Source organism: Bradyrhizobium diazoefficiens (assembly GCF_016616885.1).
Taxonomy (GTDB): domain Bacteria; phylum Pseudomonadota; class Alphaproteobacteria; order Rhizobiales; family Xanthobacteraceae; genus Bradyrhizobium; species Bradyrhizobium diazoefficiens_F.
Genome location: NZ_CP067102.1, coordinates 2,518,217 through 2,544,180, shown reverse-complemented (window position 1 = coordinate 2,544,180; position 25,964 = coordinate 2,518,217). Strand labels below are relative to the sequence as shown.

28 protein-coding genes and 1 tRNA gene are annotated in these 25,964 nt (G+C 64.4%); 18 read left to right on the top strand and 11 right to left on the bottom strand.

Annotated elements, in window-relative coordinates; all coding sequences use genetic code 11:
- Window positions 1–58: 58 nt before the first annotated feature.
- Window positions 59–613, bottom strand: a complete 555-nt coding sequence (locus tag JJC00_RS11525) for a TetR/AcrR family transcriptional regulator (RefSeq protein WP_246774177.1) — start codon at window positions 611–613, stop codon at window positions 59–61.
- Between the two features lie 1,190 nt (window positions 614–1,803).
- Here JJC00_RS11525 and JJC00_RS11520 point away from each other — a divergent pair.
- Window positions 1,804–1,956: a hypothetical protein gene (locus JJC00_RS11520; protein WP_246774176.1), complete on the top strand. Its 153-nt coding sequence runs from the start codon at window positions 1,804–1,806 to the stop codon at window positions 1,954–1,956.
- Between the two features lie 214 nt (window positions 1,957–2,170).
- Window positions 2,171–2,497 (top strand): hypothetical protein, encoded by a 327-nt coding sequence (locus JJC00_RS11515; RefSeq protein ID WP_200472673.1) that lies wholly within the window; start codon window positions 2,171–2,173, stop codon window positions 2,495–2,497.
- A gap of 35 nt (window positions 2,498–2,532) precedes the next feature.
- On the opposite strand, the gene JJC00_RS11510 is transcribed toward JJC00_RS11515, so the two are convergent.
- The 4 genes from JJC00_RS11510 to JJC00_RS11500 form a co-directional block, all read right to left on the bottom strand.
- On the bottom strand, window positions 2,533–2,814 hold the full coding sequence (locus JJC00_RS11510; protein ID WP_200472672.1) for a hypothetical protein: 282 nt from the start codon (window positions 2,812–2,814) through the stop codon (window positions 2,533–2,535).
- A gap of 82 nt (window positions 2,815–2,896) precedes the next feature.
- Complete coding sequence (locus JJC00_RS38585) at window positions 2,897–3,493, bottom strand: type ISP restriction/modification enzyme (RefSeq protein ID WP_283816813.1); 597 nt, start codon at window positions 3,491–3,493, stop codon at window positions 2,897–2,899.
- Between the two features lie 14 nt (window positions 3,494–3,507).
- Window positions 3,508–6,237 (bottom strand): type ISP restriction/modification enzyme, encoded by a 2,730-nt coding sequence (locus JJC00_RS38580; protein WP_283816812.1) that lies wholly within the window; start codon window positions 6,235–6,237, stop codon window positions 3,508–3,510.
- 303 nt (window positions 6,238–6,540) lie between these two features.
- Window positions 6,541–6,617 (bottom strand) — tRNA-Pro (locus JJC00_RS11500).
- A 68-nt stretch (window positions 6,618–6,685) separates the two neighbouring features.
- Between JJC00_RS11500 and JJC00_RS11495 the strand changes: the two genes are divergently transcribed.
- The 6 genes from JJC00_RS11495 to JJC00_RS11470 all read left to right on the top strand — a co-directional run bounded on the left by JJC00_RS11495 (window position 6,686) and on the right by JJC00_RS11470 (window position 12,583).
- Complete coding sequence (locus JJC00_RS11495; RefSeq protein WP_200472671.1) at window positions 6,686–7,675, top strand: L-threonylcarbamoyladenylate synthase; 990 nt, start codon at window positions 6,686–6,688, stop codon at window positions 7,673–7,675.
- A 21-nt stretch (window positions 7,676–7,696) separates the two neighbouring features.
- Window positions 7,697–9,124, top strand: a complete 1,428-nt coding sequence (locus tag JJC00_RS11490) for an FAD-binding oxidoreductase (protein ID WP_200472670.1) — start codon at window positions 7,697–7,699, stop codon at window positions 9,122–9,124.
- Window positions 9,121–9,564 carry a GNAT family acetyltransferase gene (locus JJC00_RS11485; protein WP_200472669.1) on the top strand — a complete coding sequence of 148 codons (444 nt, stop codon included), beginning with the start codon at window positions 9,121–9,123 and terminating at the stop codon, window positions 9,562–9,564. Before JJC00_RS11490 ends, JJC00_RS11485 begins: the two co-directional genes overlap by 4 nt.
- A gap of 9 nt (window positions 9,565–9,573) precedes the next feature.
- Window positions 9,574–10,155, top strand: coding sequence for an NUDIX domain-containing protein (locus JJC00_RS11480; RefSeq protein WP_200472668.1), 582 nt, complete (start codon window positions 9,574–9,576; stop codon window positions 10,153–10,155).
- A gap of 266 nt (window positions 10,156–10,421) precedes the next feature.
- Window positions 10,422–11,351, top strand: a complete 930-nt coding sequence (locus JJC00_RS11475) for a glycine reductase (protein WP_200472667.1) — start codon at window positions 10,422–10,424, stop codon at window positions 11,349–11,351.
- Window positions 11,352–11,389: 38 nt separating this feature from the next.
- Window positions 11,390–12,583 carry a CaiB/BaiF CoA transferase family protein gene (locus JJC00_RS11470; RefSeq protein ID WP_200472666.1) on the top strand — a complete coding sequence of 398 codons (1,194 nt, stop codon included), beginning with the start codon at window positions 11,390–11,392 and terminating at the stop codon, window positions 12,581–12,583.
- Window positions 12,584–12,594: 11 nt separating this feature from the next.
- Here the strand turns inward: JJC00_RS11470 and JJC00_RS11465 are convergent, their stop codons facing one another.
- Window positions 12,595–13,359, bottom strand: coding sequence for an SOS response-associated peptidase (locus tag JJC00_RS11465; RefSeq protein ID WP_200472665.1), 765 nt, complete (start codon window positions 13,357–13,359; stop codon window positions 12,595–12,597).
- Between the two features lie 61 nt (window positions 13,360–13,420).
- Between JJC00_RS11465 and JJC00_RS11460 the strand changes: the two genes are divergently transcribed.
- The 4 genes from JJC00_RS11460 (at window position 13,421) to JJC00_RS11445 (ending at window position 15,202) form a co-directional block, all read left to right on the top strand.
- Entirely contained in the window at window positions 13,421–13,918 is a 498-nt protein-coding gene (locus tag JJC00_RS11460; RefSeq protein ID WP_200472664.1) for a hypothetical protein, read from the top strand.
- Between the two features lie 18 nt (window positions 13,919–13,936).
- Window positions 13,937–14,371: an NUDIX hydrolase gene (locus JJC00_RS11455; protein ID WP_200472663.1), complete on the top strand. Its 435-nt coding sequence runs from the start codon at window positions 13,937–13,939 to the stop codon at window positions 14,369–14,371.
- Between the two features lie 47 nt (window positions 14,372–14,418).
- Window positions 14,419–14,796 carry a TIGR02301 family protein gene (locus tag JJC00_RS11450; RefSeq protein ID WP_200472662.1) on the top strand — a complete coding sequence of 126 codons (378 nt, stop codon included), beginning with the start codon at window positions 14,419–14,421 and terminating at the stop codon, window positions 14,794–14,796.
- Window positions 14,797–14,935: 139 nt separating this feature from the next.
- Entirely contained in the window at window positions 14,936–15,202 is a 267-nt protein-coding gene (locus JJC00_RS11445) for a hypothetical protein (RefSeq protein WP_200472661.1), read from the top strand.
- A 41-nt stretch (window positions 15,203–15,243) separates the two neighbouring features.
- Here JJC00_RS11445 and JJC00_RS11440 read toward each other — a convergent pair whose 3' ends face one another.
- From JJC00_RS11440 to JJC00_RS11420, 5 genes are all read right to left on the bottom strand, one after another.
- Entirely contained in the window at window positions 15,244–15,564 is a 321-nt protein-coding gene (locus tag JJC00_RS11440) for a cupredoxin domain-containing protein (protein ID WP_200472660.1), read from the bottom strand.
- Window positions 15,565–15,574: 10 nt separating this feature from the next.
- Entirely contained in the window at window positions 15,575–16,108 is a 534-nt protein-coding gene (locus JJC00_RS11435; protein ID WP_200472659.1) for a DUF4142 domain-containing protein, read from the bottom strand.
- A 90-nt stretch (window positions 16,109–16,198) separates the two neighbouring features.
- Window positions 16,199–16,888 carry an RNA polymerase sigma factor gene (locus tag JJC00_RS11430; protein WP_200472658.1) on the bottom strand — a complete coding sequence of 230 codons (690 nt, stop codon included), beginning with the start codon at window positions 16,886–16,888 and terminating at the stop codon, window positions 16,199–16,201.
- A 102-nt stretch (window positions 16,889–16,990) separates the two neighbouring features.
- Window positions 16,991–17,860: a sulfurtransferase gene (locus tag JJC00_RS11425; RefSeq protein ID WP_200472657.1), complete on the bottom strand. Its 870-nt coding sequence runs from the start codon at window positions 17,858–17,860 to the stop codon at window positions 16,991–16,993.
- A 187-nt stretch (window positions 17,861–18,047) separates the two neighbouring features.
- Window positions 18,048–19,382 (bottom strand): dihydroorotase, encoded by a 1,335-nt coding sequence (locus JJC00_RS11420; RefSeq protein ID WP_200472656.1) that lies wholly within the window; start codon window positions 19,380–19,382, stop codon window positions 18,048–18,050.
- A gap of 101 nt (window positions 19,383–19,483) precedes the next feature.
- On the opposite strand from JJC00_RS11420, the gene JJC00_RS11415 reads away from it, so the two are divergent.
- The 6 genes from JJC00_RS11415 to JJC00_RS11390 all read left to right on the top strand — a co-directional run bounded on the left by JJC00_RS11415 (window position 19,484) and on the right by JJC00_RS11390 (window position 25,963).
- On the top strand, window positions 19,484–20,365 hold the full coding sequence (locus tag JJC00_RS11415) for a YgfZ/GcvT domain-containing protein (protein WP_200472655.1): 882 nt from the start codon (window positions 19,484–19,486) through the stop codon (window positions 20,363–20,365).
- The gene (locus tag JJC00_RS11410; RefSeq protein WP_200472654.1) at window positions 20,362–20,988 is read left to right on the top strand and encodes a DNA-3-methyladenine glycosylase I; all 627 of its coding nucleotides are present in this window, start codon (window positions 20,362–20,364) and stop codon (window positions 20,986–20,988) included. Before JJC00_RS11415 ends, JJC00_RS11410 begins: the two co-directional genes overlap by 4 nt.
- Window positions 20,985–21,602: a YfbR-like 5'-deoxynucleotidase gene (locus JJC00_RS11405; RefSeq protein ID WP_200472653.1), complete on the top strand. Its 618-nt coding sequence runs from the start codon at window positions 20,985–20,987 to the stop codon at window positions 21,600–21,602. The genes JJC00_RS11410 and JJC00_RS11405 overlap by 4 nt, the downstream gene beginning before the upstream one ends.
- A 134-nt stretch (window positions 21,603–21,736) precedes the next feature.
- Entirely contained in the window at window positions 21,737–22,243 is a 507-nt protein-coding gene (locus tag JJC00_RS11400) for a tyrosine phosphatase family protein (protein WP_200472652.1), read from the top strand.
- 19 nt (window positions 22,244–22,262) lie between these two features.
- Window positions 22,263–23,225: an NUDIX hydrolase gene (locus JJC00_RS11395; RefSeq protein WP_200472651.1), complete on the top strand. Its 963-nt coding sequence runs from the start codon at window positions 22,263–22,265 to the stop codon at window positions 23,223–23,225.
- Window positions 23,226–23,272: 47 nt separating this feature from the next.
- Window positions 23,273–25,963: a DUF2339 domain-containing protein gene (locus JJC00_RS11390; RefSeq protein ID WP_200472650.1), complete on the top strand. Its 2,691-nt coding sequence runs from the start codon at window positions 23,273–23,275 to the stop codon at window positions 25,961–25,963.
- The last annotated feature ends 1 nt before the right edge of the window (window position 25,964 follow it).

Sequence of the window (25,964 nt, the reverse complement as noted above, 5' to 3'; positions counted from 1 at the left end):
TCCGACACGTCACAGTCTCCAGATATCGGAAACGATCATTTCCTAATTTGACACAAATTCAGGCAAGCAGTTTCATCGCAACGCCGACCAGGCGGTCGCCATCGAGCGGCAGCCGCGCCTTGCCGACGACGCGCAGGCCCTGCGTGATGCAGATCATCAGCCGCGCGGTATCGTCGGCCGCGACATGGTCCGGGATCGAGCCGTCGGACTGCCCCTCGCGAATGAGGCTGGCGATGAAGGTTTCGTTGGTCTTGAGCTGCGCCGTGACCCGCGTCCGGATCACCGGATCGACAGCCGACAGCTCGACCGCGCTGCCGACCACGATGCAGCCGCGCCGCCCCTCGCGGCCCTGGGAGTGCTCGACATAGGACTTAAGCACGTTGCGCAATTTTTCGCGGCCGTCCACACCCCGCGCCGCCGCGTCGCGGGTCTGGCCCAGGCGCACCGTGGTGTAGCGCTCGAAGGCAGCGACGAATACGGCATGCTTGTCGCGAAATGCCTTGTAGACGCTGCCGGTGGCAAGCCGCATGGCCGCCGTCAGGTCTCCGATCGAGGTGGCATGATAGCCACGCTCGCAAAACACCCGGATCGCACCGTCCAGGGCCGTGTCCATGTCGAACTCCCGGGGACGGCCGGGCGGCTGAGGAGAGGAGTGGGACTGGCGGTCGGCCTTTTGCATCGCGGGATAATAGGGAATGATTGTTTCCAAATAAAGACACGTGGTTGTGATTTGGGGAAGTGGGACCGACCTGCCAACCCGTCATCCTGAGGCGCGAGTGATGGGGCGCGCAGCGGCCCATCAGGAGCCTCGAAGGATGCACGGCCCGGATGCAGCGGGGCCGTCGCCCTTCGAGGCTTGCTCCGCGGCGCGGTTGCGCCGCAGAGCGCGCACCTCAGGGTGACGGTCGTAGAGTTTTGTGCGTTTCCTCGAGTTCTGCATTTTCTGGCTCCAGACACACCTTCGCTGCCTCGCGACGCAATTCGCCCGAGCTTTGCTTGATCTCTCCACCCTCTTGTCCAAGAGGGCGCAGGGAAGGCCGGGTGCTGACCTCGCACCCGCGGTCCGCTGCGCGAAAGCACACGCAGGAAGAACCGCACAGCAGCATACAGGTGGTGCCAATCACTCGGCCTTCCCTGCGCGATGGGTTGACGGCTTATGCCGTGCTCTCCCGGGAGCCGAGTTCCTTCTGGCCTCCCTCGCTTCCGCGAATTGACGATGCGGTTGACCCGGTTGGGCGCTCCACACCTCCGCGACAGGCTTGACCGTAGCAACGACGGCCAGGACCACACGGTTTTGCCGTACGCGCGCTCGCCTGTTGCCACAGGGTTCGATGGCATCGTGCACGTAGCCATCGAAATGTTGGCGAGACGAACTGAACAGCGCCGCTCATCCGCACGCGGTTGCGGGCTCACAGGGACTACCGGCCCCTGCCCGCACCTTTTCGTGCCGACGCTGCCGCGTCCACCGCAAGCCCGGCTCGCAATTCGTGACGACGTACGATCGCCCCTCAAGGATGAGCCGGGATGGGCGATACATACGACATTTCCGAATTTCGGTAAAGCGGAATATTTTTACCTGGAGGCATTGACGACCGGGCGAAACACCTGACGCCTGGAGCTTCCGTTGCCAATCTGCAACGGTTCCCGACGATCTAAGACCCGACAAAAGAAACACCCATTGCGGCCACGAACCCTGCTCACAACGCCGTGAGACAAGTCAGGGGAACGACGATGCGTGCACAACGCGTTTGGAACGTGAATGGAGCCGCCAGCATCGGGCAGCTTCAGTCCAGATTGGACGATTTGAACAAACGACTGAACCAGCTTGAAAGTCAGCATTCCGAGAGCTGGAAGGTCGACGAGCTGAAATCGAGCGCGCTCAGCCTGTCGCGGGAGATCGACGACATCCGCTGCGCCGAGGCGACGGCGGCGTTGCGGGAGCTCTTGCGGAAATAGCGGCCTGACGATTCGGCGTGGCGAGGGAACCAACGCCCGTGCCCGCCATTGCCATGGAGAGCATGGAGCAAAATCATGACCAGGCACCTGACGCGAGCCCATTTCGCGCGCGGTGTGACCGGCGCGATTTCCACGCTGGTCCTGTGCGCGACGGCGGCCTTCACCATCGCGCACCACTTCGCGCTGTGAGGGATATCGCAGTGAGGGATATCGCATGATGTCCGACCCCGAGGAATCGGTGCGGCTGCAAGGTTTTGGCGAGATGTCGTTGCGCACGGCGATCGCGACAGTGATGCCGCTTGCCCCGCGCGAGCGCGCGGAGGCCGCGATCTTCCGGGTTCGTGACGGTGTGCGTCTGGCAGAGGGCGAGATCGCCGAACTCGCATCAGAGTGGGGTATCGCGCCCGCACCTGAAGTCAGGTCGCCGAAACTCGCCCCGGAGCCGCACTGGTCCGACATCGTCCGCGGCATGGTGCGTGAGGCGCCGCTGCCGTCGCTGATGGTGGCGTTTTTGCTGGGCGTGCTGGTGACGCGGCGGTAGTCGCATACGCGCCAAACACCGGCGTATGCTGGTTTTTAAGCTGCCTTCAACCGGATGAGCTGAGTCTCGAACTCGAACCGTAATTGCGCCGCCTCATCATCAGGCAGGCAGCGCGTCATCTGTGGAAAGATTGTTTGATAGAGCGCCGCTTTTCGGGGTTCCCACGGAAGAGTCTTGGCAGCTCTGGCCTCGGTGAGGATGCGTTGCAGCTGGGCGCGCACCTCATCTGGATCGGGACGATATACGGGAGTAGGCGCATCGTCGAACAGCTCGGGCTGCTCTTCGTAAAATAGGTCGCGCTGGCGGGTCGAGTTCATGTCACATTCAGTCTTCGAATCGACGCATAATGGGCGATCTTCGTGCTACTTGCGACCCATCTATCTCAGTTGTCCCCACAGCTCACGGTTCCGGTTTGGCCTTGCTTTTGGGCTTGCTTTTTGCAGTGGTCATCAGATCGGGCATCGCAAGAGCGCCGGCCGCGCGCAGTTCTTCCAAGCTCAACAGTGGATTATCGCAGATCCGATTAAGAAGATCGCTTTGTTTCGGCTGCAACGCAATCAGCCGTCCAAGCACATGCAGCAGATCCATCAGATCATCCGTGTATTCCGGTAGCCAGTAGTCCGGCTGAATCTGACCTAGCGGTGAGGGTGAGCGACGATCGCCGATTACCGGCCGGCTGCGGTCACGGCGACGGTAGCTAAACCAGTGCCACAACACCTGCTTACCAGAAACCTCATAAGCGTACACTTCTGGCGCGACATTCGCGACATAGCCCTTGCCGATCTTCAACCGCCATGTACTGGGATCGTAATTCATGTCATCAGGCAGCGGCTCCGGCTCACCGGGAATGGCTCCATCTGCTGGGATGTAAGGCGCCCCCTCCTTCGGGAGACGCGGAGCTTGTTTTTTCCGTCCAGCAGTAGGATCTGTAAAACGCTCCCCGTACGTGTGTAGCCAGACGACTTCTGCACCAAGACCGACGGCTTCCGCGAACAACTTCGCGTCCGCGGTCAATGGAACACGCAAACCCGGGCGGACCAAATCGGCCTTGAGCGAGCTGTGAAGCCTGGATGTGCCATCACGGCCGCGAGATAGGCCATCACGTCTTCAGCCTTGACTTGCCGCGCATAGATGTTGGCGAGATGCGCGAGCAGCGCGGGCTTGATGTTCGGCTGAGTCGCAGCGCGGTCGCGCCAGAGCGGAACTGCGCGACCGGCAAACGAACCTTTGTAGTGGTCATTGTCAGGAGGCAAGCTTGCATAGCTTACTGCAGGTCCATTCTCTGGCGACTGCGCTTCAAGATATGTCATGTAGAGCTGCTTTGGAGAATCTTGTGCCCACAACTCAGGACGAGCTTGGCTGATCAGGCGGTGGTCTGGGACTATCCACTGTCGATCAAACGAGCGAAAGGCATACCGCGTAGGTGGAACTACAGAACCTTGATCCTGAGCGACGGTGATCGGCCTGACATGATGAGAGCCGAGGTCACGGTTTACTACTCGATCCAAGCTACGATCTCGATCCGGATGAAAGAGGTCCTTCTTCCTCTCCGGATCTTGCTCATTTCGCAGGACATCCCAACGTCGGTTCAGCGTTTGGACATCTGGCGCAATGACCCATGTGCGATGAGTCTTAACGCCCGGGCTGGACCATACAGAAAAGTCCAAGAGAGATGGAAAGGTCGCCCATTCGCCGCTCTGCTGCGGCAAGAATGGCTCGCGCCAATTAGCGGCACCATTCTTCCATGTCGGGTCATTCAATGAGAGCTTTTCGAGGGCGCTGAACTTGTTCTCGCGTTTGCCTTCAGGCAGCGTTATGTACCGTAGACGAGCTGGCACACTGGCATCCTTCGCCGCAGAGCGCGCAGCAAGGACGATGCATACGGGTTGCTGCACGTCTTGAAAGATTCGGGTCGGCACATCCGGCTGATGACCTTCCGGCGAGCAGTCGATTACCCAAATTTCATTGCAGTCGCGGCGCAAATCCTCTCGCATCTTCTGGAAGCCTGGGCCGTTCAAGAAGCCTGCAACCGTGATGAAACAAACTACGCCTTGGCGATCCTCAGTGGCCAATCCGGTAGACTCATTCCAGCCGGCGCCAAACACTTTCAGAGTCGCCCAGCGCCAGAAATAGATGTAGAGATTCTTGAGGTGGTGCGCGTGGGCGCCGATGCCCCATTCTCTCGGCGGCACCCAGCGACTGAGCGGTGCCGGACGGCCGGCACTGCCGCTTTCAATCCAGCCCCCAAGTCCGCCCGCGCGATTGTCATAGGGCGGGTTCCCGATCACGACAGTGATGGGCTCGTCTTTCTTCACCTTGTTCGCGGCCCGCCTTGACAGCGCAATGGGCTCATAGGTGTGGCCAAGCTTCTCCTCCTCGATGAAAGGGTTGCCCAGCGTATCGGTAATGAAAAGGCGAAGCTCAGGCAGCGGCGGCTTTCCCATTAGGGCCTGCAATTCAGCGATCAGCCGAAGCTGGGCCACCGCGAAAGGGCCAAATTGCAGTTCGAATCCTATCAAGCGCTTTGCAGCGTTCTCGATAGCGCCCCGTACGGCGCCTGGGCCCTGATCATCAGCCACTGTCAAGGCGATGCGTCGGAGCACTCCGAGCAGGAAGGTGCCTGTGCCGACCGCAGGATCAGCTACGACAACGTCGGATGCCGCGAAGCCGTTCGCGCGCTCGAACAAAGGCCCACGCAAGCATTCGTCCACGAGATTGACCATCGCCGAGACAACTTCCGGCGGTGTGTAGTAGGAGCCGGTGCGTTTGCGCAGCTTGTTGTCATAAACTTCGAGGAAGTTCTCATAAAAATAAAGCCATGCCTCCGGCTTGTCCTTGCTGATGGTGTGCCAGTTCACCTCGTTGAGCACGCGCGTGAGCGTCCCAAGGGATGTCTTGAGGGCTTCCTGATTTGATGAGTCCTCGGTCAGGACGCGCAGCGCCGTTCCGATCAGGGAGTTCGACTTGCGTAGTTCTTGTGCAGCAGCTTCAGTGCCGTTCTCCAAGGAGATGTCGCGAGCGCGGGCCACCAGCAAGCCGAAAGTCACCGCCTGCGCATAACCGTCCGCGAACTGCGCGTCATCCGCCTGGGGAAAGAGGAGCTTGCGCCAGTCCTCAGCGAGGCCAGTGAGCCCGGAAGCCTTGCGCTCCAATTGCTCGACAACTTCGTCGCGCAACAGACGACACAACCGAGCGCTAACCTCCGCAAGTTGTTTTGCCGTCTTTGGGACAATCGGCGTCCAGCGCAGAAAATCGCTGATGAGCGGCAAGAGGGTCGTCGGGGCGGAGAGCTTGGCGCCGGCACTTTCGACGTTTCCCTCCAGGTGGACAATCGACCCAGCGAGCTTGCCATCGCGCCAAAGGCTGAACGAATTACCGTCAGTGTAGAGCAAATTCGGCAGGGACTTGAGCTTCTCCCACTGCTCTCGGTCGTGCTGATCATTGAACTTGCGCGGATCTGCGCCCTTGCCCGGCGCCTTGACCTCGATGAATCCAACGAGCGCCTTGAAAACCGTGACGGCGAAATCGGGACGCGTTTTCAAGTCGGATTGGACGGTCTCTCCGACCAAATGAACCGAATTCGGCGGCAGTTCGGCAAGCTCGGCCAGAGCGCGCAAGAGCACGTCGAGCGGCCCACGCAACTGATCCTCAGGAGAGCCAACGATTGCGATATTGGAGAGCTTCGGCTTGACACTCGCGCCAAAGCTGGACACCGCGTCTTCGATTGTCTTGGCCGCCAATTCCCACCCCGCCAGCGCCCGCCCGTTTTCGACTGATACCAGCGGTACTTGAATCGCCCGGCAACTACAATCTCTCGGCCATTCTACTCGCCTTCGGGAGGGGGCAAATTACGCTTTGTGCGTTCGATGTCCATCGCAGATGCGAACCAACCTGGCGAAAGCCCAAAGCCATGCCGAGGGCTCAGACGCCCCTGCCCGGCCAAATCGGTCGTGGACCCGCCCCGAAAATCGTTGCAATAAGGCGTTCCGAGGCGTTGGCGGCCGGTCCGCCAAGCCTCTGGAAAACGTCGACTTTTGGAAGAATGGTCGGAGTGGCAGGATTCGAACCTGCGACCCCTGCGTCCCGAACGCAGTGCTCTACCGGGCTGAGCCACACTCCGACAAGAGGCCGGCTTATAGCGTCGGGTGTGACGCACCGCAAGCGGCCGAGCTGAGGAATTTTGTCCCTGTGAAAACGGGTCTTGAAACGTCGATTTTGCCGGCCGGCGAGGCTGGCGCGGAAGCTGCAGCCCGGACCTTGGCCGCCGGGGGGCTGGTCGCGTTTCCGACCGAGACGGTCTATGGGCTCGGCGCGGACGCCGCCAATGCCACCGCGATCGCCCATCTCTACGCCGCCAAGGGGCGGCCGGCCTTCAATCCGCTGATCGCCCATGTCGCCGACCTCGCCGCTGCACGGCGGATCGGAAGGTTCGATGCGCGCGCCCTGAAGCTCGCCGAGGCGTTCTGGCCGGGACCGCTGACCCTGGTGGTGCCGAAGACGGACGATTGCCCGGTGGCGGATCTCGCCACCGCCGGCCTCGACACCGTCGCGATCCGCATTCCCGCCCACCCCGTGGCGGAGGCCATTTTGCGCGCCTTTGGCGGGGCGGTGGTGGCGCCGTCGGCAAATATCTCCGGCCATGTCTCGCCGACGCTGGCCGCCCATGTCGAGAGCGACCTTGCGGGGCGGATCGACCTGATCGTCGACGGTGGGCCGGTCGCGGTCGGCGTCGAATCGACCATTGTCGGCTGCCTCAACGCGCCGATGCTGCTGCGCCCCGGTGGGCTGTCGCGCGAACGAATTGAGACCGTGCTCGGCATGCCCCTGGCGCGACCGCCGGTGGAGGCCGGGAGCGACGACAGCCAGCCGCTGGCGCCGGGCATGCTGGCCTCGCATTACGCGCCGCGCGCGACCGTGCGGCTCAATGCGCGTGACGTGGCACCGGGCGAAGCGCTGCTGGCGTTCGGCCCTGCGCGCCTGTCCGGACTTGAGGGCGCCGCCGCTGTCATGAATTTGTCGCCCGCGGCTGATCTCGATGAAGCTGCCGCCAACCTGTTCGGCTATCTTCGCGCCCTTGATGCCAAGGGCCCGCGGGCGATCGCCGTGATGGCGATTCCCGAAGAGGATTTGGGCGAAGCAATCAACGACCGGCTGCGGCGGGCCGCGGTGGCGAGATGAGAGCGGAGTAGAGACCAGACGATGAACATCAATAAGGCTGCCATCCCTCCGCTTGCGCCCGAGCTGATCGACCAATTCCGCAAGATCGTCGGCGAAAAGCACGCGATCACTGATCCGTCCGACATCGAGGCCTATGTCACCGAGGAGCGCAATCTGTTCCACGGCCGCTCGCCGCTGGTGCTGCGTCCGGGCTCGACGGCGGAAGTCTCTGATATCTGCAAGCTCGCTTCCGCGCATAAAATCGCGCTGGTGCCGCAGGGCGGCAATACCGGGCTCGTCGGCGGACAGACGCCGCATAATGGCGAGGTCGTGGTGTCGCTGCGCCGGCTCGACAAGATTCGCGAGGTCGACACTGCGTCGAACACCATGACCTGCGAGGCCGGCGTGGTGCTGCAGATCGCGCAGCAGAAGGCATCCGACGTCGACCGGCTGTTTCCGCTATCGCTGGGCGCGGAAGGAAGCTGCACCATCGGCGGCAATCTCTCGACCAATGCCGGCGGCACCGCCGCGCTCGCCTATGGCGTGGCGCGCGAGATGGCGCTGGGGCTGGAAGTGGTGCTCGCCGACGGGCGCGTGCTCAACGTGCTGTCGAAGCTGAAGAAGGACAACACCGGCTACAATCTGCACAACCTCTTCATCGGCGCGGAAGGCACGCTCGGCATCATCACCGCGGCGACATTAAAGCTGTTTCTGAAGCCGCGGGCGATCGAGACGGCCTATGTCGGGCTGCAATCGCCGGCGGCGGCGCTGAAACTGCTCACGATCGCGCAGAGCGAGGCCGCGAATGCGCTGACGAGTTTTGAGCTGCTGTCGGAGATGGCGGTGGACTTCTCAGTCCGCCACGGCATCGACGTGCGCGATCCGCTCAGCGAGAAGCATCGCTGGTACGTGCTGATGGAATTGTCCGCACCGAGCGATGACGCCCGCACGCCGCTGGAAACGATCCTGGCCCGCGCCATGGAAGAGGAAATCGTCGACGACGCGGTGATCGCGGCCAACCTCACCCAGCGCGCTAATTTCTGGAAGTTGCGCGAGGAAATGTCGTCGGCACAAAAGCCCGAGGGCGGCTCGATCAAGCACGACATCTCGGTGCCGATCGCCGCCGTGCCTGAATTCATCGAGGAAGCCAACGCCGCCGTGGTGAAGCTGATCCCCGGCGCGCGGCCGGTGCCGTTCGGCCATCTCGGCGATGGCAATCTGCACTACAATGTCAGCCAGCCGATCGGCGCCAACACCGCGGATTATCTCGCGCGCTGGCACGAGATGAACGCCGTCGTGTTCGCGATCGTGCTGCGCATGGGCGGCTCGATCTCGGCGGAGCACGGCATCGGCGTGCTCAAGCGCGACGAGCTGCCTGACGTGAAGGACAAGACCGCAATCGAGCTGATGCGCGCGATCAAGGCGATGCTCGATCCCCTTGGAATCATGAACCCGGGGAAGGTGCTGTGAGTGCTCTTGCGATCGACGCGATTGGGGACGCCGATGTCGAGCCGGTGGTGGCGCTGTGGCAGCGCTGCGGCCTGACGCGGCCGTGGAACGATCCGCATGCCGACATCGCGCTGGCGCGGCGGCGGGACAATTCGACCATACTGATCGGCCGCGACAATGGGGCGATCGTCGCAACCGTCATGGTCGGCCATGACGGTCATCGCGGCTGGGTCTATTACGTCGCGGTTGATCCGGACTGTCGCAAACGCGGCCTTGGCCGAGCGATCATGGCGGCCGCCGAAGCCTGGCTGCGCGCCGCCGGCATCACAAAGCTTCAGCTCCTCGTCCGCCGCGAGAATGCGCAGGCCAATGCGTTCTACCAGTCGCTCGGCTTCGAGGAATCGACCTCGGTGATGTTCCAGAAGTGGCTCGACGGCCGCGCGACCACTGCAAGCAACTGAGATCAAGCCATGACCATTTCCGACCGCGTCCGCATCAAGGACGTCCGCGTGCTCTCGGACGGCTGGACGCCCCTGAAGACCACGACGTTCGAGTACCGGCGCGCCAATGGCGAATGGCAGACGCAGCACCGCGAGACCTATGAGCGCGACAACGCCGCCGCCGTGCTGCCCTACAATCGCGCCGGGCGCAGCGTGATCCTGGTACGCCAGTTCCGCCTGCCCGCCTTCATCCGCGGCTACGACGACCTGCTGATCGAGGCGGCCGCCGGCTTGCTGGACGATGCTTCGCCCGAAATGCGCATCCGCGCCGAGGCCGAGGAGGAAACCGGCTATCGCCTGCACCACGTCCACAAGGTGTTCGAGGCCTTCATGAGCCCGGGCGCAGTGACCGAGAAGCTTCATTTCTTCGTCGCCGAATACGAGCCTTCGATGCGGGTGAGCGACGGCGGCGGCCTCGCGCACGAGGGCGAGGACATCGAGGTGCTGGAACTCGGCATCGACGACGCGCTCGCCATGATCGCCGACGGAAGGATCATCGACGCCAAGACAATCATGCTGCTGCAATACGCCGCGCTGCATGTGTTCAGGTAGCGTGCCGCCGCGAGCTCGCTGCACCTCTCCCGCTTGCGGGAGAGGTCGGCGCGTAGCGCCGGGTGAGGGCTCTCTCCTCATCGGGGCTGTCCCATTGCGGAAGCACCCCCACCCCAGCCCTCCCCTGCAAGCGGGAGAGGGAGCAGACTTCCGTCGCGGCAAGCTATTGCGATACGCAATTCTGGCCTGCGCGGACGTGGCGCCTGTTGAGCAAACCGCCGACTATCTCTAGTCTGGTCTCTAACCAAGAACCAGGAGACGCGCCCATGTCCGCTCCGCGCGACGACGAATTCGGCTTTGCGCCCGACTACGACGCCCCCGTCCCCTATATGCAGCGCACGCGGGACTATTACGCGGCGATCGGCTACACCACCGCCTATCGCTGGGCGCACTACACCGAGGCGCCGTTTCAGAAGCTGAAAAAGCCGCTGGCGCAATCGCGCGTCACGATCATCACGACGGCTGCGCCCTACGATCCGACCAAGGGCGATCAGGGGCCGGGCGCGGCGTATAATGGCAGCGCGAAGTTTTATCAGGTCTATGACGGCGACACCTCGCAGCCACACGATTTGCGCATCTCGCATATCGGCTACGACCGCAAGCACACGACGGCCACCGACAACGGCACCTGGTTTCCACTGCCGCAGCTATTGAAGGCCAGCGCCGCCGGCCGCATCGGCGAGGTCGCGCCACGTTTCTTCGGCGCGCCGACGAACCGCAGCCATCGCGTCACGCTCGACACCGATGCGCCGGAGATTTTGGCGCGCTGCATTGCCGACAAGGTGGATGTCGCCGTGCTGGTGCCGAACTGCCCGGTCTGCCACCAGACCACCGCGCTGGTGGCGCGGCATCTCGAGGCCAACGGCATTCCGACCGTGGTAATGGGCTGCGCCAAGGACATCATCGAGCACGCCGCGGTGCCGCGATTTTTGTTCTCGGACTTCCCGCTCGGCAATTCCGCGGGCAAGCCGCATGACATGGCTTCGCAGGCGCAGACGCTGGAACTGGCGCTGAAAGTGCTGGAGAGTGCGAGTGGGCCGCAAACGACGATGCAGTCGCCCCTGCGCTGGAGCGAGGACGCCTCTTGGAAGCTCGACTACAACAACGTCGCGCAGCTCTCGCCCGAAGAGCTGGCACGCCGCCGCGCCGAATTCGACAAGCAAAAGGAGATCGCGCGCGGCAATCGCGCCGCCTGACGTCCTCCAATCAAACAAGACAACAAGGGGAGAGCGACGTGACGCGACCGTTCGTGGGCGTGAAGATTTTGGACTTCACGCAAGTGCTGGCCGGCCCCTATGCGAGCTATCAGCTCGCGCTGCTGGGCGCTGATGTCATCAAGGTCGAGCGGCGCGAGGGCGAGGACATGCGCCGCACGCCGCTGTCGCGCGAATGGGCCGAGCGCGGGCTGGCGCCGGCGTTCCAGGCCATCAACGGCAACAAGCGCAGCCTGACGCTCGATCTGCAAAAGCTAGAGGCGATCGCGATCGTGAAGAAGTTGGCGGCGCAGGTCGACGTCGTCATGGAGAACTTTCGTCCGGGCGTGATGGACAAGCTCGGCATCGGCTATGAAGCGCTCTCGGCGATCAATCCAAAACTGATCTATTGCGCGGTGTCGGGTTTTGGCCAGACCGGCCCGGATCGGTTGCGGCCCGGCTATGACGGCAAGATGCAGGCGCTATCTGGCATCATGGCGATCACCGGCCATCCCGAGACCGGGCCGACGCGTGCTGGCTTTGCGGTGTGCGACGTGCTCTCCGGCGCGACGGCGGCATTCGGCGTGTCGAGCGCGCTGTATCAACGCGACCGCACCGGCACGGGGCAGCTCATCGACGTCTCCATGCTGGAGGCGACGATGGCGTTTCTCTCCGGCCAGATCGCGGATTGGTCTGTCGCCGGCCATCGCCAGCAGCTGTCCGGCAACCAGGCGGTGAGCCGTCGCACCACGGCGAACCTGTTCAAATGCGGCGACGGCCACATCCTGCTCGCCGTCAACAACGAGAAGCAATACCGCGCGCTGATGGCCACGCTCGGCCGCGAGGACACGCTGAGCGATCCGCGCTTCGCCGACTGGTTTTCCCGCAACGACAATGAACCCGCGCTGCGAGCCATCATCGAGGAGGCGCTCTCGGCCAGGCCTGCGCGCGAATGGGAGACGATCCTGGAGGACGCCGGTGCGCCCTGCGCCAGCATCTGGAAGGTCGAGGAGGTGATCGATCATCCGCAGATCAAGGCGCGCGGCGCGATCCAGGAGCTGGACACGCAATACGGCCGCCTGCGCTTCGCCGGCAGCGCCTTCAAGCTCGCGCATGGCGGCGGCAGACTGGACCGGATGGCGCCGGAATTGGGCGCGGACGCGGATGCGGTGCTGGGCGAGCTGGGCTTCGATGCGGCGGAGATCGCGGCATTGCGGGCGCGGGAGATTGTGTGAGGCGCGGCCGCCTAGAACAACGACCCCTGCCCGTCATCCGCTGACCCGGCCGCAACCTTCCGCGCAACCTTCTTCGGCTTCACCGCCTCTGCCTCCGCCTCCATCTCCTCTGCGCTGATCGGCAGGAGCAGCTGCTCATCGTCATTGGCGACGCGGTTGACGCGGGTGGAGACCGGGTGCCAGGCGAATTCGCCGATGCGGGGGGCGGTCATCAGCGGCAGGATCGAATCGATTTCGTCGCTGCGAGAATCGAGCCAGCGCTCGAAATCGCGCGGGCTGATGGTGACGGGCACGCGGTCGTGCAGCGCAGCCAGATCCTCGCCCGCGGCCGCCGTGACGATCGCGACCGTGTCGAGCTCCTCGCCGTTCGGCCCGACCCAGGTCTCGAACACCGCCGCGAAGCCGAGCGGCGCGCCATCGGCGCGATGGATGAAGAACGGCTGCTTGCGGCCGTCGACCGCCTTCCATTCGTAATAGCCGTCGGCCGGGATCAGGCCGCGCCGTCGGCGTATCGCTCTCTTGAAGGCGGGCTTCTCCGGCACCGTCTCCGAGCGGGCGTTGATCAACAGCGTAAAGCCTTTGGGGTCCTTGACCCAGCCCGGCAGCAGACCCCAGCGCATCAGGCGGAAATGGCGCGCGCCATTCTCGATCAGGACGACCGGAATCGGTTGCGTCGGCGCGACATTGTACCGCGGCGGGAAATTCGGCTGCTCGATATAGCCGAACAGTTGCCGTAAGGCCGCGGGGGCCGAAGTTATGACAAAGCGTCCACACATCGTTGCGCCAATATAGGGTCCGTTCAGGTCCTTTTAACCCCGAACGTTAACACTGCGGCCGATGAGCTCAACGGCCTCCCAACCCGCGACGCGCGCACAGACGGGCCCCGAGGCCGCGGCCTGGGCCGAGCGGCTGCGCGTGGCCAACATCAATCCGCGGACCGGGCTTGCCACGGACTATCTCAACCATTTCAATGAAGCCGTGATGCTTCTGGAAATGATCCCGGACATGCCGGAATGTGCCGAGGACTTTTTGACCTGGTCGCCGCTGTCCTATGCCGAGCATTTTACCGCCTCGAACTTCAAGGCACGGGATCTGGCAATCGAAGCTTATGAGAAGGCCGAGCCCAACGTGCGCGCCCAGTTCGACCACATCACCGACACCATGACCTCGATTCTATCGGCGGTCGGCACGGCCATGCGCGAGGTCGACAAGGACACGACCCGCATTAGCCTGGCTGAGCAGGCCACCCTCTGGGTCAAGCCGTTGATCGCGGCCTGCGGCGGCATCATCAATGGCGGCGCGGAGGCCGACGTCGACAGCATCATGGCGAATTGAGCCAGGGTCGTTGAAGATATGCCTGCCGTTATCCAGCCCACCCGTCCCCAGATCGCGGTCAGCGCGGCCATCTTCCGCGACGGCAAGGTGCTGCTGACCCGCCGCGCCCGCTCGCCCGCAAAAGGGTTCTATTCGCTGCCCGGCGGCCGGGTCGAATTCGGCGAATCGCTGCACCAAGCACTGAGCCGCGAGGTCGACGAGGAGACCGGGCTCGAGATCGAGATCGTCAGCCTTGCCGGCTGGCGCGAGGTGCTGCCGGCCGCGCCCGGTGCCGGCCATTATTTGATCCTGTCCTTCGCCGCCCGCTGGGTGGCCAGGGAACCGGTCCTGAACGACGAGCTCGACGACTACCGCTGGATCGCCCCGGACGCGCTAAGCAGCTTAGGCGATATCAAACTGACCGGAGGGCTGGAGGAAATCATCCAGTCCGCCTACCGGCTGATCGGCCCCTGAGGGCCCCGCCTTGCGTCCTCCGCCCTGAGGGGGCATACACCCCGCCGATGTCGACGCGATTTCTGGCCATTTTTGCCCTGATTCTCGCCTGCGCCTCCGCGCCCGCCCGGGCCCAGGACGTGGCGGCGCCGTTCGACGCCGATTTGCAGCGGCTGGCCGAAATCCTCGGCGGCCTGCACTATCTGCGCGGCATCTGCGGCTCCAACGAGGGCAACAAATGGCGCAGCGAGATGCAGGCGCTGATCGAGGCCGAAACCCCCGCGGGCGAGCGCCGCACCCGCATGATCGCCGGCTTCAACCGCGGCTATAATGGCTTTCAGCAGACCTATCGAAGCTGTACGCCGGCCGCGACGGTGGCGATCCGCCGTTACATCGAGGAAGGCTCGAAGATCTCGCGCGATCTCACGGCGCGCTACGCGAACTGATCTCTCGGGAACTCTGTCATCGACTTTGTTCACAGCCGTTAACCGTTCTTAAAGATGTGGCCTAGCGGTCGTTAATGCGCGTGCTACACCTCTTGCACAGCGCATCGCCGTGGATCGCGCCCCAGCCTGATTGAGATTCATGAGCCAGCCGATTTCCTACGCCCCCGCCCGCGCGCCGCTGCCCGATCACGAGCAGAAGCAGGCCGCACTGAGCTATCTCAACGAGGCCTGGGCCGAAGCGCGCCATGACGGCGTCGACGGCGACTGCCTGGCGCAGGCGAGCCTGTTTGCGGCACTTGCCGAGCTCGTCGGCACTTATGGCGAGGACGCGGTGGCGAAATTCGTCGAGGGTTTTCCGGCCCGCATCTGCAACGGCGAATTCTCGGTCTGCCTCGCAAGGCAGTAAGCGGCTTTCGAAAATGCCCCCGCCGCACGCGGGGCCATTCATCACGGCTCGATCTTGAGCGTCGCTTTCATGTTAGGATGATAGCGGCAGTAATAATCGACCGTTCCGGCCTTCTTCACAACTGACGTCACCGCCTTCTTCGGCGGCAGCGTCACGTCGAAGTCACCGTTCTTCGCGGTGGCGGTGTGGGCGAAGATATCCTTGTTGATCCATGCGATGGTGTCGCCGACCTTCGCCGACAGCTCGGCCGGCGAGATCACGAGATTCTCCATCGTGATCTCGATCGTCGCGGCGTGCGCCGGGACGGCCATCGACAGCAAAGCGACCGCAAACGCGATCGAAGACAGCCGCCCCGACATCATCACGCGCTCCCTATTTCAGCTCGGCCGCGACGTGCTCGGCGTGCTGCTGATGACCCTGAAATATCTTCAAGCCGGTCTGGAGCAGGCTCTTCAGCTCGGCATTGCTCGCGGACGGGATGAGCTGGGTCTCCAGCGCGCCGTTGACCGTCTTGTGGTAGGCGACCTCGTTGGCGACATAGGCCTTGTCGAAGGCAGCGCCATCCAGCTTGTCGAGCTCGGCCAGCTTGTCGCTCGCCTGCTTCGACAGCGCCTTGCTGGTGTCGTTATCCTCCGGCGTGACGTTCAGCTTCTTGACCAGCGCGAGCGCCTGCTTGTTGACTGCCTCGTGGTCGCGCAGCATGTCCTCGGCAAACGCCTTGACGTCCTTGTTCTTGGCCTTCTTCTGCGCCTGCTTGGCCGCATTGATGTCGATCACGCCTGCGGTGTAGGCAATGTGGGCAATCTGCGGATCGCTGAGCTTGTCGGCAGCGCGCGCGCCTTGCGGCAGCACGGGGCTGGACAACAGAATGGCTACGGCGAACGCCGCGCTCCAACGAACGAACATGGTTTGACACTCCTGTGCTGCCGGGCGGTTTTTCCGGCGTTGCTTCACAGGAATTGGATGGGCGTTTCGCGCAAACGTTCCCGAAAAATTTCAACCGCCGATTCCGAGCCGCTTCAAAACGGCCTCGGTCAGGCGCTCGCAGCGCCAGCCGGCAAACGGGAACGCGTCCATCATCACCGGGCCGATCTCCTTCTCGACGTTCTCGCGCAGCAAGGTGCGGGCGCGGTGCAGCCGCGTCTTCACAGTCTCGGGCTTGACGCCGAGCAGATCCGCGGTCTCCTCGATGTTCATGCCCTCCATGACGCGTGCGACGAAGACCATGCGAAAAACATCCGGCAACTCGTCGATGGCGCGTTCGACGACGCGCTGGATTTCACGTTGAGCCATGGTCCTTTCCGGATCGCCTGCGGGAGAGACGGGAAACTTGATGATCTGCGCCTCGAGCGCGGCTTCGCCCACCGAGCCGAGCTCGACATGCGGCTTGGCGCTGCGCGCCCGGCCAAGCGCCTCGTTGATGGCGATGCGGGACAGCCAGGTCGACAGCCCGGACTCGCCGCGGAAGCCGTCGAGATGGGTGAAGGCGCGAACATAGGTTTCCTGCACCACGTCCTCGGCTTCGCTGTCGCTGCGCAATATCCCGCGCGCGAGGCGGTAAAGCCTGCGGTTATTGGCCTGCATGATCTCGCGGAGCGCGGCCTCGTCACGGCCTCGCGCGCGGTCGATCAGCTCGGCTTCCGATGATCTGGCGCCGGCGGACAGGCCGGCTGCAGTCCGTTGCATGGCGGTCACCTGCTCGTTTCCGTGAGTTCCAGACATTGGATGTAGGCTGGTAGAAAAGGTTCCCAACTTTCTTACCCTCCGCCGGAGGGTCAGATTCGCCCCCTAATCCGTCTCGATCGGCAGCGCCGGGTCCCTCGCCCACTCGCCCATGGAGGCATCGTAGAGCGTCAGTTTGTCGTAGCCGAGCTGCGCCAGCAGAAACAGGTCGATCGTCGCCGAGATGCCGCCGCCGCAATACAGGATCACGTTCTTGTCGCGAGTGACGCCTTGGGCTGCGAATTTCGCTTCGGCATCCGCAAGCGAGGTCAGGGTCTTGTCGGCGTTCACGAGCGTTGCAGCCGACACGTTGACGCTGCCGGGCACACGGCCCGGCCGGCCGTAGCGGCTTGGCTCAAGCCCTTTATGAAACTGCGGTCCGAGTGCGTTGACGGTGACGGTCGAGGGATCGCCGATACGCGCCTTGACGGTATTCTTGTCGACGAAGAAGCTCGCGCGCAGCGTCCCCTTGAAGGTCGTTGCCGGATAGCCCTTCGGGGCGCCGGTCTCGACCGGCCGCCCCTCTTCCTTCCACTTGTCGAAGCCGCCGTCGAGCACCCGTGCGTCGACGCCGAGCGAACGCAGCGTCCACCAGAACCGCGTCGACCACATCATTGAGCCGATGCTGTAGAGCACGATGGTCTTGCTTGCATCCGCACCGTGGCGGCCGAAGGCGGCTTCGAGCTGGGCCACGCCCGGCATCATGAAGAAGTGCTGCGCGGAGGTGTCGGAGAACTCGCCTTGCAGGTCGAGGAAATCGGCGCCGGGGATATGGCCGGCCGCGAACGTCTTGTCGCCGGGAACGGCGCGATACGGCACGTCGCTGCCGGGCGGGACCGGCTCGTTGTAGGTCGTGCAGTCGTAGAGGCGGAGATTGGGGTCGCCGAGGATCGAGGCGAGTTGCTCGGTGGTGATGAGGGCGGTTGGCTGGGACATTGCTCTCTCCCAATTTTAGCTTACGCTTTCCGGCACCTTGTCATTGCCCGCCTTGTGCGCAGTTGCGCACTGGGGCGGGCAATCCAGTATTCCAGAGGCCGCAATGATTGAGCCGAAAGGCCGCGGCGTACTGGATGCCCCGCCTGCGCGGAGCATGACAGCGGAGCGAGAAGCTAGATGCTGCCCGCTACTGCTTCAGCGTCTCCAGAAAGCGCACCGGCTCGCCCTGCGACGGCGTCACGAGTTCGCCCTGCCACATCACGCGGCGGCCGCGGATGAAGGTGCCGACGGGCCAGCCCGTAACGCGGACGCCGTCATAGGGTGTCCAGCCGGCTCTGGAGGCGACCCATTTGTTGGTGATGGTCTCGCTGCGCTTGAGATCGACGATCGTAAAGTCGGCATCGTAACCGGCGGCGATACGGCCCTTGCAGGCCATGTTGTAGAGACGCGCCGGGCCCGCGCTGGTGAGATCGACGAACCTTGCGAGCGACAGCCGGCCGGCGTTGACGTGATCGAGCATCAGCGGCACCAGCGTCTGCACGCCGGTCATGCCGGAGGGCGACGCCGGATAGGTCTTCTGCTTCTCTTCCAGCGTATGCGGAGCGTGATCGGAGCCGAGCACGTCGATGATGCCCTGCTCGATGCCGCGCCAGATGCCGGCGCGGTGATCGGCGCCGCGCACCGGCGGGTTCATCTGCGCCAGCGTGCCGAGCCGCTCGTAGCATTCGGGCGCGACCAGCGTGAGATGATGCGGCGTCGCCTCGCAGGAGGCGACATCCTTGTGGTCACGCAGGAACTCGATCTCTTCCTTGGTCGAGATGTGCAGCACGTGGATGCGCTTGCCGGTCTCGTGCGCGAGCTTGACGAGGCGTTGCGTTGCCATCAGCGCCGCGGTCTCGTCGCGCCAGACCGGATGCGAACGCGGATCGCCCTCGATGCGGAGCGACTTGCGGTCGTTGAGACGATATTCGTCCTCGGCATGGAACGCCGCGCGGCGGCGGATCACCTGAAAGATGCGGCGCAGGCTCTCGTCGTCCTCCACCAGCAGCGCGCCGGTCGAAGAGCCGATGAACACTTTCACGCCGGCACAGCCGGGCGCGCGCTCCAGCACAGGGAGATCCTGCACGTTCTCGCGGGTGCCGCCGATGAAGAAGGCGAAATCGCAATGCATGCGGTGATGGGCGCGTTTCACCTTGTCGGTGAAGGTGGCTTCCGTCACGGTCAACGGAGACGTGTTCGGCATCTCGAACACGGCGGTGACGCCGCCCATCACGGCACTGCGCGAACCGGTCTCGAGGTCTTCCTTCTGCTCCAGCCCGGGCTCGCGGAAATGCACCTGCGTATCCATCACGCCGGGCAGGATGTGGAGACCCTTGCAGTCGATCACTTCAGCGGCGGAGCCTTGCGACAGCGGGCCAAGCTCGGCGATGCGACCATTGGTGATGCCGATGTCGCGAACGCCCTCGCCGTCCTGGTTGACGACGGTGCCGCCTTTGAGGATCACATCGAAGCGCTGGGTCATGGCTGGAGGCCTCTGTCATCCCCAAGCGCAGGGCTCGAGGTCTTGTCGTTTATGCCCTGCGGGCTTACGTTCCGGAGCAACATGTCGCAAGAGATTTTCACATGAAATCAGCGTTTCTTCCTGACCGGGGCGTGATCAAGGTCGCGGGCGAGGATGCGCGCAACTTCCTCAACGGGCTCGTCACGACCGATCTCGACAAGCTCAAGCCGGGCCTGGGGCGATTCGGCGCGCTGCTGACGCCGCAGGGCAAGATCATCGTGGATTTCCTGATCACGGAAGCCCCCGCCGGCCACGGCGGCGGGTTCCTGATCGATTGCCCGAAGGCGCTGGCCGACGGCCTCGCCACCAAGCTGAAATTCTACAAGCTGCGCGCCAAGGTGACGGTGGACAACCTCTCCAACGATCTCGGCGTGCTCGCGGCCTGGGACGGCCAGCTGGCCGCGCAGCCGGACCTCGCCTTCGCCGATCCACGCAATGCAGAGCTCGGCACTCGCATCCTGGTCCCCGAAGATCTCAAGCAGAAACTGTCGGACCTGATCGGCGCCGAGCTGGTCGATGCCGCCGACTACGAGGCGCATCGCATCGCACTCGGCGTGCCGCGCGGCGGGCTCGATTTCATGTACAGCGATGCATTTCCGCACGAGACCAATATGGACCGTCTGGCGGGCGTCGATTTCGACAAGGGCTGCTATGTCGGCCAGGAGGTCGTCTCGCGCATGCAGCATCGCGGCACCGCGCGCACCCGCAGCGTGAAGGTCCTGCTCGAGGACTCCTCGCCTGAGGCAGGTGTCAGTGTCATGGCCGGCGACAAGTCCGTCGGCACCATGGGCTCGTCGGCGCAAGGCAAGGGCATTGCGCTGGTGCGCATCGACCGCGTTGCGGACGCGCTCGATGCCGGCCAGCCGCTCACCGCTGGCGGTCTCGCGTTGAAACTGGCAGAACCCGACGTCGTCCGCATCCCCGCAAAGCAGCCCATCGCATGAGCCGTGCTCCCCGCCTGCATCCCGACGGAAAGACCCGCTGCCCCTGGCCGGGCGAAGATCCGCTCTACGTCGCCTATCACGACACCGAATGGGGCGTGCCCGAGTATGACGACCGCGCGCTCTATGAAAAGCTGATCCTCGACGGTTTCCAGGCCGGCCTCTCCTGGATCACGATTTTGCGCAAACGCGACAATTTCCGCAAAGCGTTCGACGATTTCCAGCCGGAGAAGATCGCGCGCTACAACGACAAGAAGGTGCATGCGTTGATGAACGACGTCGGCATCGTGCGCAACCGCGCCAAGATCGACGGCACGATTCTGAGCGCGAAGTCGTATCTGGAGATCATGGAGAAGGGCCCGGGCTTCTCGAACCTGCTGTGGGACTTCATGGGCGGACGGCCCAAGGTCAACAATTTCAAGACCACGGCAAGCGTGCCGGCCTCGACGCCGTTGTCGGTGCAGGTCTCCAAGGAGCTGTCCTCGCGCGGCTTCAAGTTCGTCGGCCCGACCATCGTTTATGCCTTCATGCAGGCGACCGGCATGGTCAACGACCATCTCGTCGACTGCCATTGCCACGCGACCTGCAGCAAGATGCAGCGCAAGCCGCGCCTGAAGGCCAAATGACGACGAAGAAGACGGCGTCGCGTGGCGTGCAAATGCGCGCCTGGCAGCGCATGCTGTCGGGCCGGCGGCTCGATTTGCTCGATCCCTCCCCGCTCGACGTCGAGATCGCCGACATCGCGCATGGGCTCGCGCGCGTCGCCCGCTGGAACGGGCAGACCATCGGCGCGCATATCTTCTCGGTCGCACAGCACACGCTGCTGGTGGAGACCGTGCTGCGGCACGAGATGCCGCGCGTCGATGAGCGCATGCGGCTCGCCGCGCTGCTGCACGATGCGCCTGAATATGTCATCGGCGACATGATCTCGCCGTTCAAGGCGGTGCTCGACGGCCATTACAAGGCCGTGGAGAAGCGCCTGCTCGGCGCCATCCACATCCGCTTCGGCCTGCCGCCGGTGCTGCCCGACGAGATCACGCTGGTCATCAAGGCCGCCGATCGCGGCGCGGCGTATCTCGAGGCAACCGAGCTTGCCGGCTTCAGCGAGAGCGAGGCCAAGCGCCTGTTCGGCAGGGACCCGGGCCTTTCCGACAGCGTCCGGCGCGATTATCTGACGCCCTGGACGGCGGCGCGGGCCGAGAAGCAGTTTCTGGAGCGGTTTGGCGCCGTGTTTGCGTAGGTCTTGTAGGGTGGGCAAAGGCGCATTTGCGCCGTGCCCACCATTCTCTTCACGCTTGCGACAAAAATGGTGGGCACGCTTCGCTTTGCCCACCCTACAGGCGCCCGCTATAGTCGCCGCCAAAAAGGTCCATCATGATCCACGTCTGTTCGCTCGCCGCCCTTCCCGAAACCGTCCGCCGCACCGGGGCCAGCCATGTGCTGACCGTGATGGCCAATGTCGAGCAGGTGGCGCGGCCGGTGTCGGTGCTCCCTGCCAATCATCTCAAGGTGTCGATGGACGACATCACCGAGGAGATGGATGGCTTCGTCGCACCCTCCGAGGCTCATATCGACCAGGTGCTGAACTTCGTGCGCGGCTGGAACCGCGGCGCGCCGCTTGTGGTGCATTGCTATGCCGGCATCAGCCGCTCCACGGCGAGCGCATTCACCGCCGTCTGTGCGCTCAATCCCGATCGCGACGAAATCGAGATCGCGAAGAAGATCCGCGCGGCCTCCCCGATCGCCTCGCCGAACCGGCGCATCGTCAGCCTTGCCGACCGTGCGCTCGGGCGCAACGGCCGCATGCTGCGCGCGCTCGACGAGATGGGCCCGGGCGAGATGCTGGTCGAGGGCCGCCCCTTCGCGATCGAGCTCGAATGACATCAGCGATCGTCACCGCATGAGCGACAAGCTGCTGACGCCGATCGAGATCGGACTGACTGCCGCGATCGTCGCGATCGAGGATCATGAGCCGCTGGTGCTGACCGCGCGCGGCGTCGACGGCTTGACCGGACTGCCGTTCGGTCCATTCGATGCGCCGAGCCATCGCACCTTCGAGATCGGCCTGCGCGCCTGGGTCGAGGAACAGGCGAGCTTGCGGCTCGGCTATGTCGAGCAGCTCTACACCTTTGGCGACCGCGGCCGCCATGCGGAAGCCGGTGACACCGGCGCGCATATGGTGTCGATCGGCTATCTCGCGCTGACGCGCGCCGCCGAGGGCGCTGCGAACGCGGCGAGCTTCGAGCCCTGGTATCGCTTCTTCCCCTGGGAAGACTGGCGCGAGGCGCCGCCCGCGATCATCGCCCGTGACATCATCCCGGAGCTCAACAAGTGGGCCGAGGAGGAGACGCCCGAGACCACACGCGCATTGCCGCGAAAAGATCGCGTGCGGTTCTATTTCGGCCTCGAAGGTGCGGCCTGGGACGAGGAGCGCGTGCTCGATCGCTATGAACTCCTGTACGAGGCCGGCCTCGTCGAGGAGGCGCGCCGCGACGGCCGGCCTGCGGCATTGGCGCGCAAAACGCTGCCTGCGCTCGGCACCTCGATGCGGTTCGACCACCGCCGGATCCTGGCCACCGCGATTGCCAGGCTGCGCGCAAAACTGAAGTATCGCCCTGTGGTGTTTGAACTTTTGCCCGCCGAGTTCACACTCACTGAGTTGCAGTACACGGTGGAGGCGATCTCCGGCCGCCACCTGCACAAGCAGAATTTCCGCCGTCTGGTCGAAACCGAAGCCCTGGTCGAACCGACCGGCGTGATGTCGACACAGACCGGCGGGCGGCCGGCGGCACTCTATCGCTTCCGCCGCGATGTGCTCCAGGAGCGGCCGGCGCCCGGCTTGCGCGTACGCTCCCGGCGCTAGGTTAAGATGTGGCGATCGGCCCGCGCGCCGATTCGCCTGGAGGCCTCATGTTCGACGCTCCGTTCGACGACATTGTGATGGTCATTGCGATCATCGCTTTCCTGATCGCAATCAAGGCCTCCAGCCAGGCGGCCGAGCTGCGCCGGCGGCTGAACACACTCGAAGGGATGTTGTACGCGCAGCGACAGGTCCAGCCGCCGCCGCTGATGCCGGTGCAGGAGCAGGCTGTTGCGCCCACGACGAGCGCGGCAGAGCCGCCGCCGCTAATGCCCGAAGCCGAGGTCGCGCCGCCGCCGCTCGCGGATCAAGTGGCTCCGCCGCCGCTCGAACCAAGCGCCGATGCGCCGCCTCCTCTGCCGGCACCAGAGCCTGGCTTCGAGGAGCGGCTCGGCACGCGCTGGGTGGTGTGGATCGGCGGGCTTGCGCTCGCGCTCGGCGGCTTCTTCATGGTGCGCTATTCGATCGAGGCCGGCCTGCTGGGCCCCGGCGTGCGTGTGTTCCTCGGCGCCCTGTTCGCGCTCGCTTTGCTGGGCGCCGGCGAATGGACGCGGCGCAAGGAGAGCATTTCCACCATCGCGGCGCTGCCGATCGCCAATATCCCGGCGATCCTCACCGCGGCCGGAACCGCGGTCGCGTTCGCAACCGTATACGCGGCCTACGCGCTCTATGGCTTCCTGGTGCCCGCCACGGCCTTCGTGCTGCTCGGCCTCGTCGGGCTCGGCACACTCGCGGCGGCGCTGCTGCACGGACCGGCGCTCGCCGGCCTCGGCGTGGTCGGCGCGTTCGCGACGCCTGTGCTCGTCTCCAGCGGCAAGCCGGATTATTGGGCGCTCTACATCTATCTCGCCATCGTCACCGCCGCGAGTTTTGGCCTCGCCCGTATCAGGCTGTGGCGCTGGCTGGCCGTGACCACCATCGTCTTCGCCGTGCTCTGGATCTTCCCGGGACTCGAAGCGAGCGAGCTGCAGGTCGCGCCGCATGCCTTCCATGTGATCGCCGGCTTTGCGCTCGCCGCACTGCTCGTCGTCTGCGGCTTCATGTTCGGCCCGACCATCGAGGACGGACAGATCGAGCCGGTGTCGTCGAGCGCGCTCGGCGCCTATCTGTTCGGCGCGATGCTGATCGTGCTGTCGAGCGCGCATGCCGATCTTGCGCTGATCGCCTTCACGCTGCTCGTTGCGGCGACGCTGTTCGTCGCCTGGCGCGCGGAGGCAGCAGTCGGCGCGCTGGGTGCGGCCGCTGCGACCGTGTTCATCGTGTTCGCCGAATGGGCCGTGCGCGCCAATCCGGACATGCTGGTGCTGCCGGGCGGCGCCATGCCCGGCATCACGCCGACCGCCACCGACAGTGCGGTGACGCTGCATCTCGTCATGGCCGCGATCTTCGCCGCCGGCTTCGGTCTTGCGGGCTTCTTCGCGCAAGGCCGCTCGAATTCGGCGGTCATTCCGGTGGTGTGGTCGGCAGCAGGCGTCGCTACGCCGATCGCCATCCTGGTGGCGCTCTATGCCCGCATCGCCCATCTCGACCGCTCGATCCCGTTCGCGATCCTCGCGGTGCTGCTCGCAGCTAGCCTTGGTGCCGCGACGGAAACGCTGACCCGCCGCGAGACCCGACCGGGGCTTGCGATCTCGACGGCGCTGTTTGCGACCGGCACGCTCGGCGCGCTGGCGCTGGCGCTGACCTTCGCGCTGGAGAAGGGCTGGCTCACCATCGCGCTGGCGCTGATGTCGCTCGGCACCGCCTGGATTGCGATGCAGCGGCCGATCCCGTTCCTGCGCTGGCTTGCCGCCATCTTCGCCAGCATCGTCACCGCGCGCATCCTCTATGATCCGCGCATCGTCGGCGATGCCGTCGGCACCACGCCGATCTTCAACTGGCTGCTGTGGGGCTATGGCCTGCCGGCCGCCTCGTTCTGGGCGGCGAGCATGTTCCTGCGCCGACGCGCTGACGACGCGCCGCTGCGCATGGTGGAGGCGGCCGCGATCCTGTTCAGTGCGCTGCTCGCCTTCATGGAGGTTCGCCATCTCGCGACCGGCGGCGACATGATCGCAGCGCCGTCGCAGCTCGAAGCAGGCCTCCAGGTCTGCGTGTCATTGGCCATGGCGATTGGGCTGGAGCGATTGCGGCTGCGCAGCCACAGCATCGTGCACAATGTCGGCGCGGTCGTGCTCACGGCGATCGCCGGCGTCGTCAGCGTGTTCGGCCTGCTGCTCCTGGAGAACCCGCTGCTGTGGCACATCGATGTCGGCGGCGCCGTGTTCAACCTGCTGCTGCTCTGCTACGCGCTGCCGGCGGCGCTGATGCTGCTGCTTGCGTATGCGGTGGTCGGTGCACGCGGTAAAGTCTATGCGAACACGATTGCGGGCGCGGCCCTCGTGTTTGCGCTTTCGTATTTGACGCTGGAGATCCGCCGCTTCTACCACGGCCCGTTCCTCGCCAGCGGCGAGACCACGGGCGCGGAGCAATACACCTATTCGATCGGCTGGCTCGCCTTCGGCGTCGTGCTGCTCGGCATCGGTATTCTCGTCAACTCCGAGCGGGCGCGGCTGGCGTCTGCCGCCGTCATCGCGCTGACGATCCTGAAAGCCTTCGTGATCGACATGTCGACGCTGACCGGCGTCTACCGGGCGCTGTCGTTCATGTGCCTCGGCATCGTGCTGGTCGCGATCGGCTGGCTGTACCAGCGCATCCTGTTCCGGCGGCAGGTCCCGCCGCCGGCTCCGCAGACAGGCAGTTGAG

Excerpts from the sequence above, each read along its gene's own strand:
- JJC00_RS11525 (WP_246774177.1), bottom strand. The coding sequence starts at position 613 with ATGGACACGGCCCTGGACGGTGCGATCCGGGTGTTTTGCGAGCGTGGC.
- JJC00_RS11515 (WP_200472673.1), top strand. The coding sequence starts at position 2,171 with ATGATGTCCGACCCCGAGGAATCGGTGCGGCTGCAAGGTTTTGGCGAG.
- JJC00_RS11510 (WP_200472672.1), bottom strand. The coding sequence starts at position 2,814 with ATGAACTCGACCCGCCAGCGCGACCTATTTTACGAAGAGCAGCCCGAG.
- JJC00_RS11490 (WP_200472670.1), top strand. The coding sequence starts at position 7,697 with ATGAACATCAATAAGGCTGCCATCCCTCCGCTTGCGCCCGAGCTGATC.
- JJC00_RS11480 (WP_200472668.1), top strand. The coding sequence starts at position 9,574 with ATGACCATTTCCGACCGCGTCCGCATCAAGGACGTCCGCGTGCTCTCG.
- JJC00_RS11475 (WP_200472667.1), top strand. The coding sequence starts at position 10,422 with ATGTCCGCTCCGCGCGACGACGAATTCGGCTTTGCGCCCGACTACGAC.
- JJC00_RS11465 (WP_200472665.1), bottom strand. The coding sequence starts at position 13,359 with ATGTGTGGACGCTTTGTCATAACTTCGGCCCCCGCGGCCTTACGGCAA.
- JJC00_RS11460 (WP_200472664.1), top strand. The coding sequence starts at position 13,421 with ATGAGCTCAACGGCCTCCCAACCCGCGACGCGCGCACAGACGGGCCCC.
- JJC00_RS11455 (WP_200472663.1), top strand. The coding sequence starts at position 13,937 with ATGCCTGCCGTTATCCAGCCCACCCGTCCCCAGATCGCGGTCAGCGCG.
- JJC00_RS11450 (WP_200472662.1), top strand. The coding sequence starts at position 14,419 with ATGTCGACGCGATTTCTGGCCATTTTTGCCCTGATTCTCGCCTGCGCC.
- JJC00_RS11445 (WP_200472661.1), top strand. The coding sequence starts at position 14,936 with ATGAGCCAGCCGATTTCCTACGCCCCCGCCCGCGCGCCGCTGCCCGAT.
- JJC00_RS11440 (WP_200472660.1), bottom strand. The coding sequence starts at position 15,564 with ATGATGTCGGGGCGGCTGTCTTCGATCGCGTTTGCGGTCGCTTTGCTG.
- JJC00_RS11435 (WP_200472659.1), bottom strand. The coding sequence starts at position 16,108 with ATGTTCGTTCGTTGGAGCGCGGCGTTCGCCGTAGCCATTCTGTTGTCC.
- JJC00_RS11430 (WP_200472658.1), bottom strand. The coding sequence starts at position 16,888 with ATGCAACGGACTGCAGCCGGCCTGTCCGCCGGCGCCAGATCATCGGAA.
- JJC00_RS11425 (WP_200472657.1), bottom strand. The coding sequence starts at position 17,860 with ATGTCCCAGCCAACCGCCCTCATCACCACCGAGCAACTCGCCTCGATC.
- JJC00_RS11420 (WP_200472656.1), bottom strand. The coding sequence starts at position 19,382 with ATGACCCAGCGCTTCGATGTGATCCTCAAAGGCGGCACCGTCGTCAAC.
- JJC00_RS11415 (WP_200472655.1), top strand. The coding sequence starts at position 19,484 with ATGAAATCAGCGTTTCTTCCTGACCGGGGCGTGATCAAGGTCGCGGGC.
- JJC00_RS11410 (WP_200472654.1), top strand. The coding sequence starts at position 20,362 with ATGAGCCGTGCTCCCCGCCTGCATCCCGACGGAAAGACCCGCTGCCCC.
- JJC00_RS11405 (WP_200472653.1), top strand. The coding sequence starts at position 20,985 with ATGACGACGAAGAAGACGGCGTCGCGTGGCGTGCAAATGCGCGCCTGG.
- JJC00_RS11400 (WP_200472652.1), top strand. The coding sequence starts at position 21,737 with ATGATCCACGTCTGTTCGCTCGCCGCCCTTCCCGAAACCGTCCGCCGC.
- JJC00_RS11395 (WP_200472651.1), top strand. The coding sequence starts at position 22,263 with ATGAGCGACAAGCTGCTGACGCCGATCGAGATCGGACTGACTGCCGCG.
- JJC00_RS11390 (WP_200472650.1), top strand. The coding sequence starts at position 23,273 with ATGTTCGACGCTCCGTTCGACGACATTGTGATGGTCATTGCGATCATC.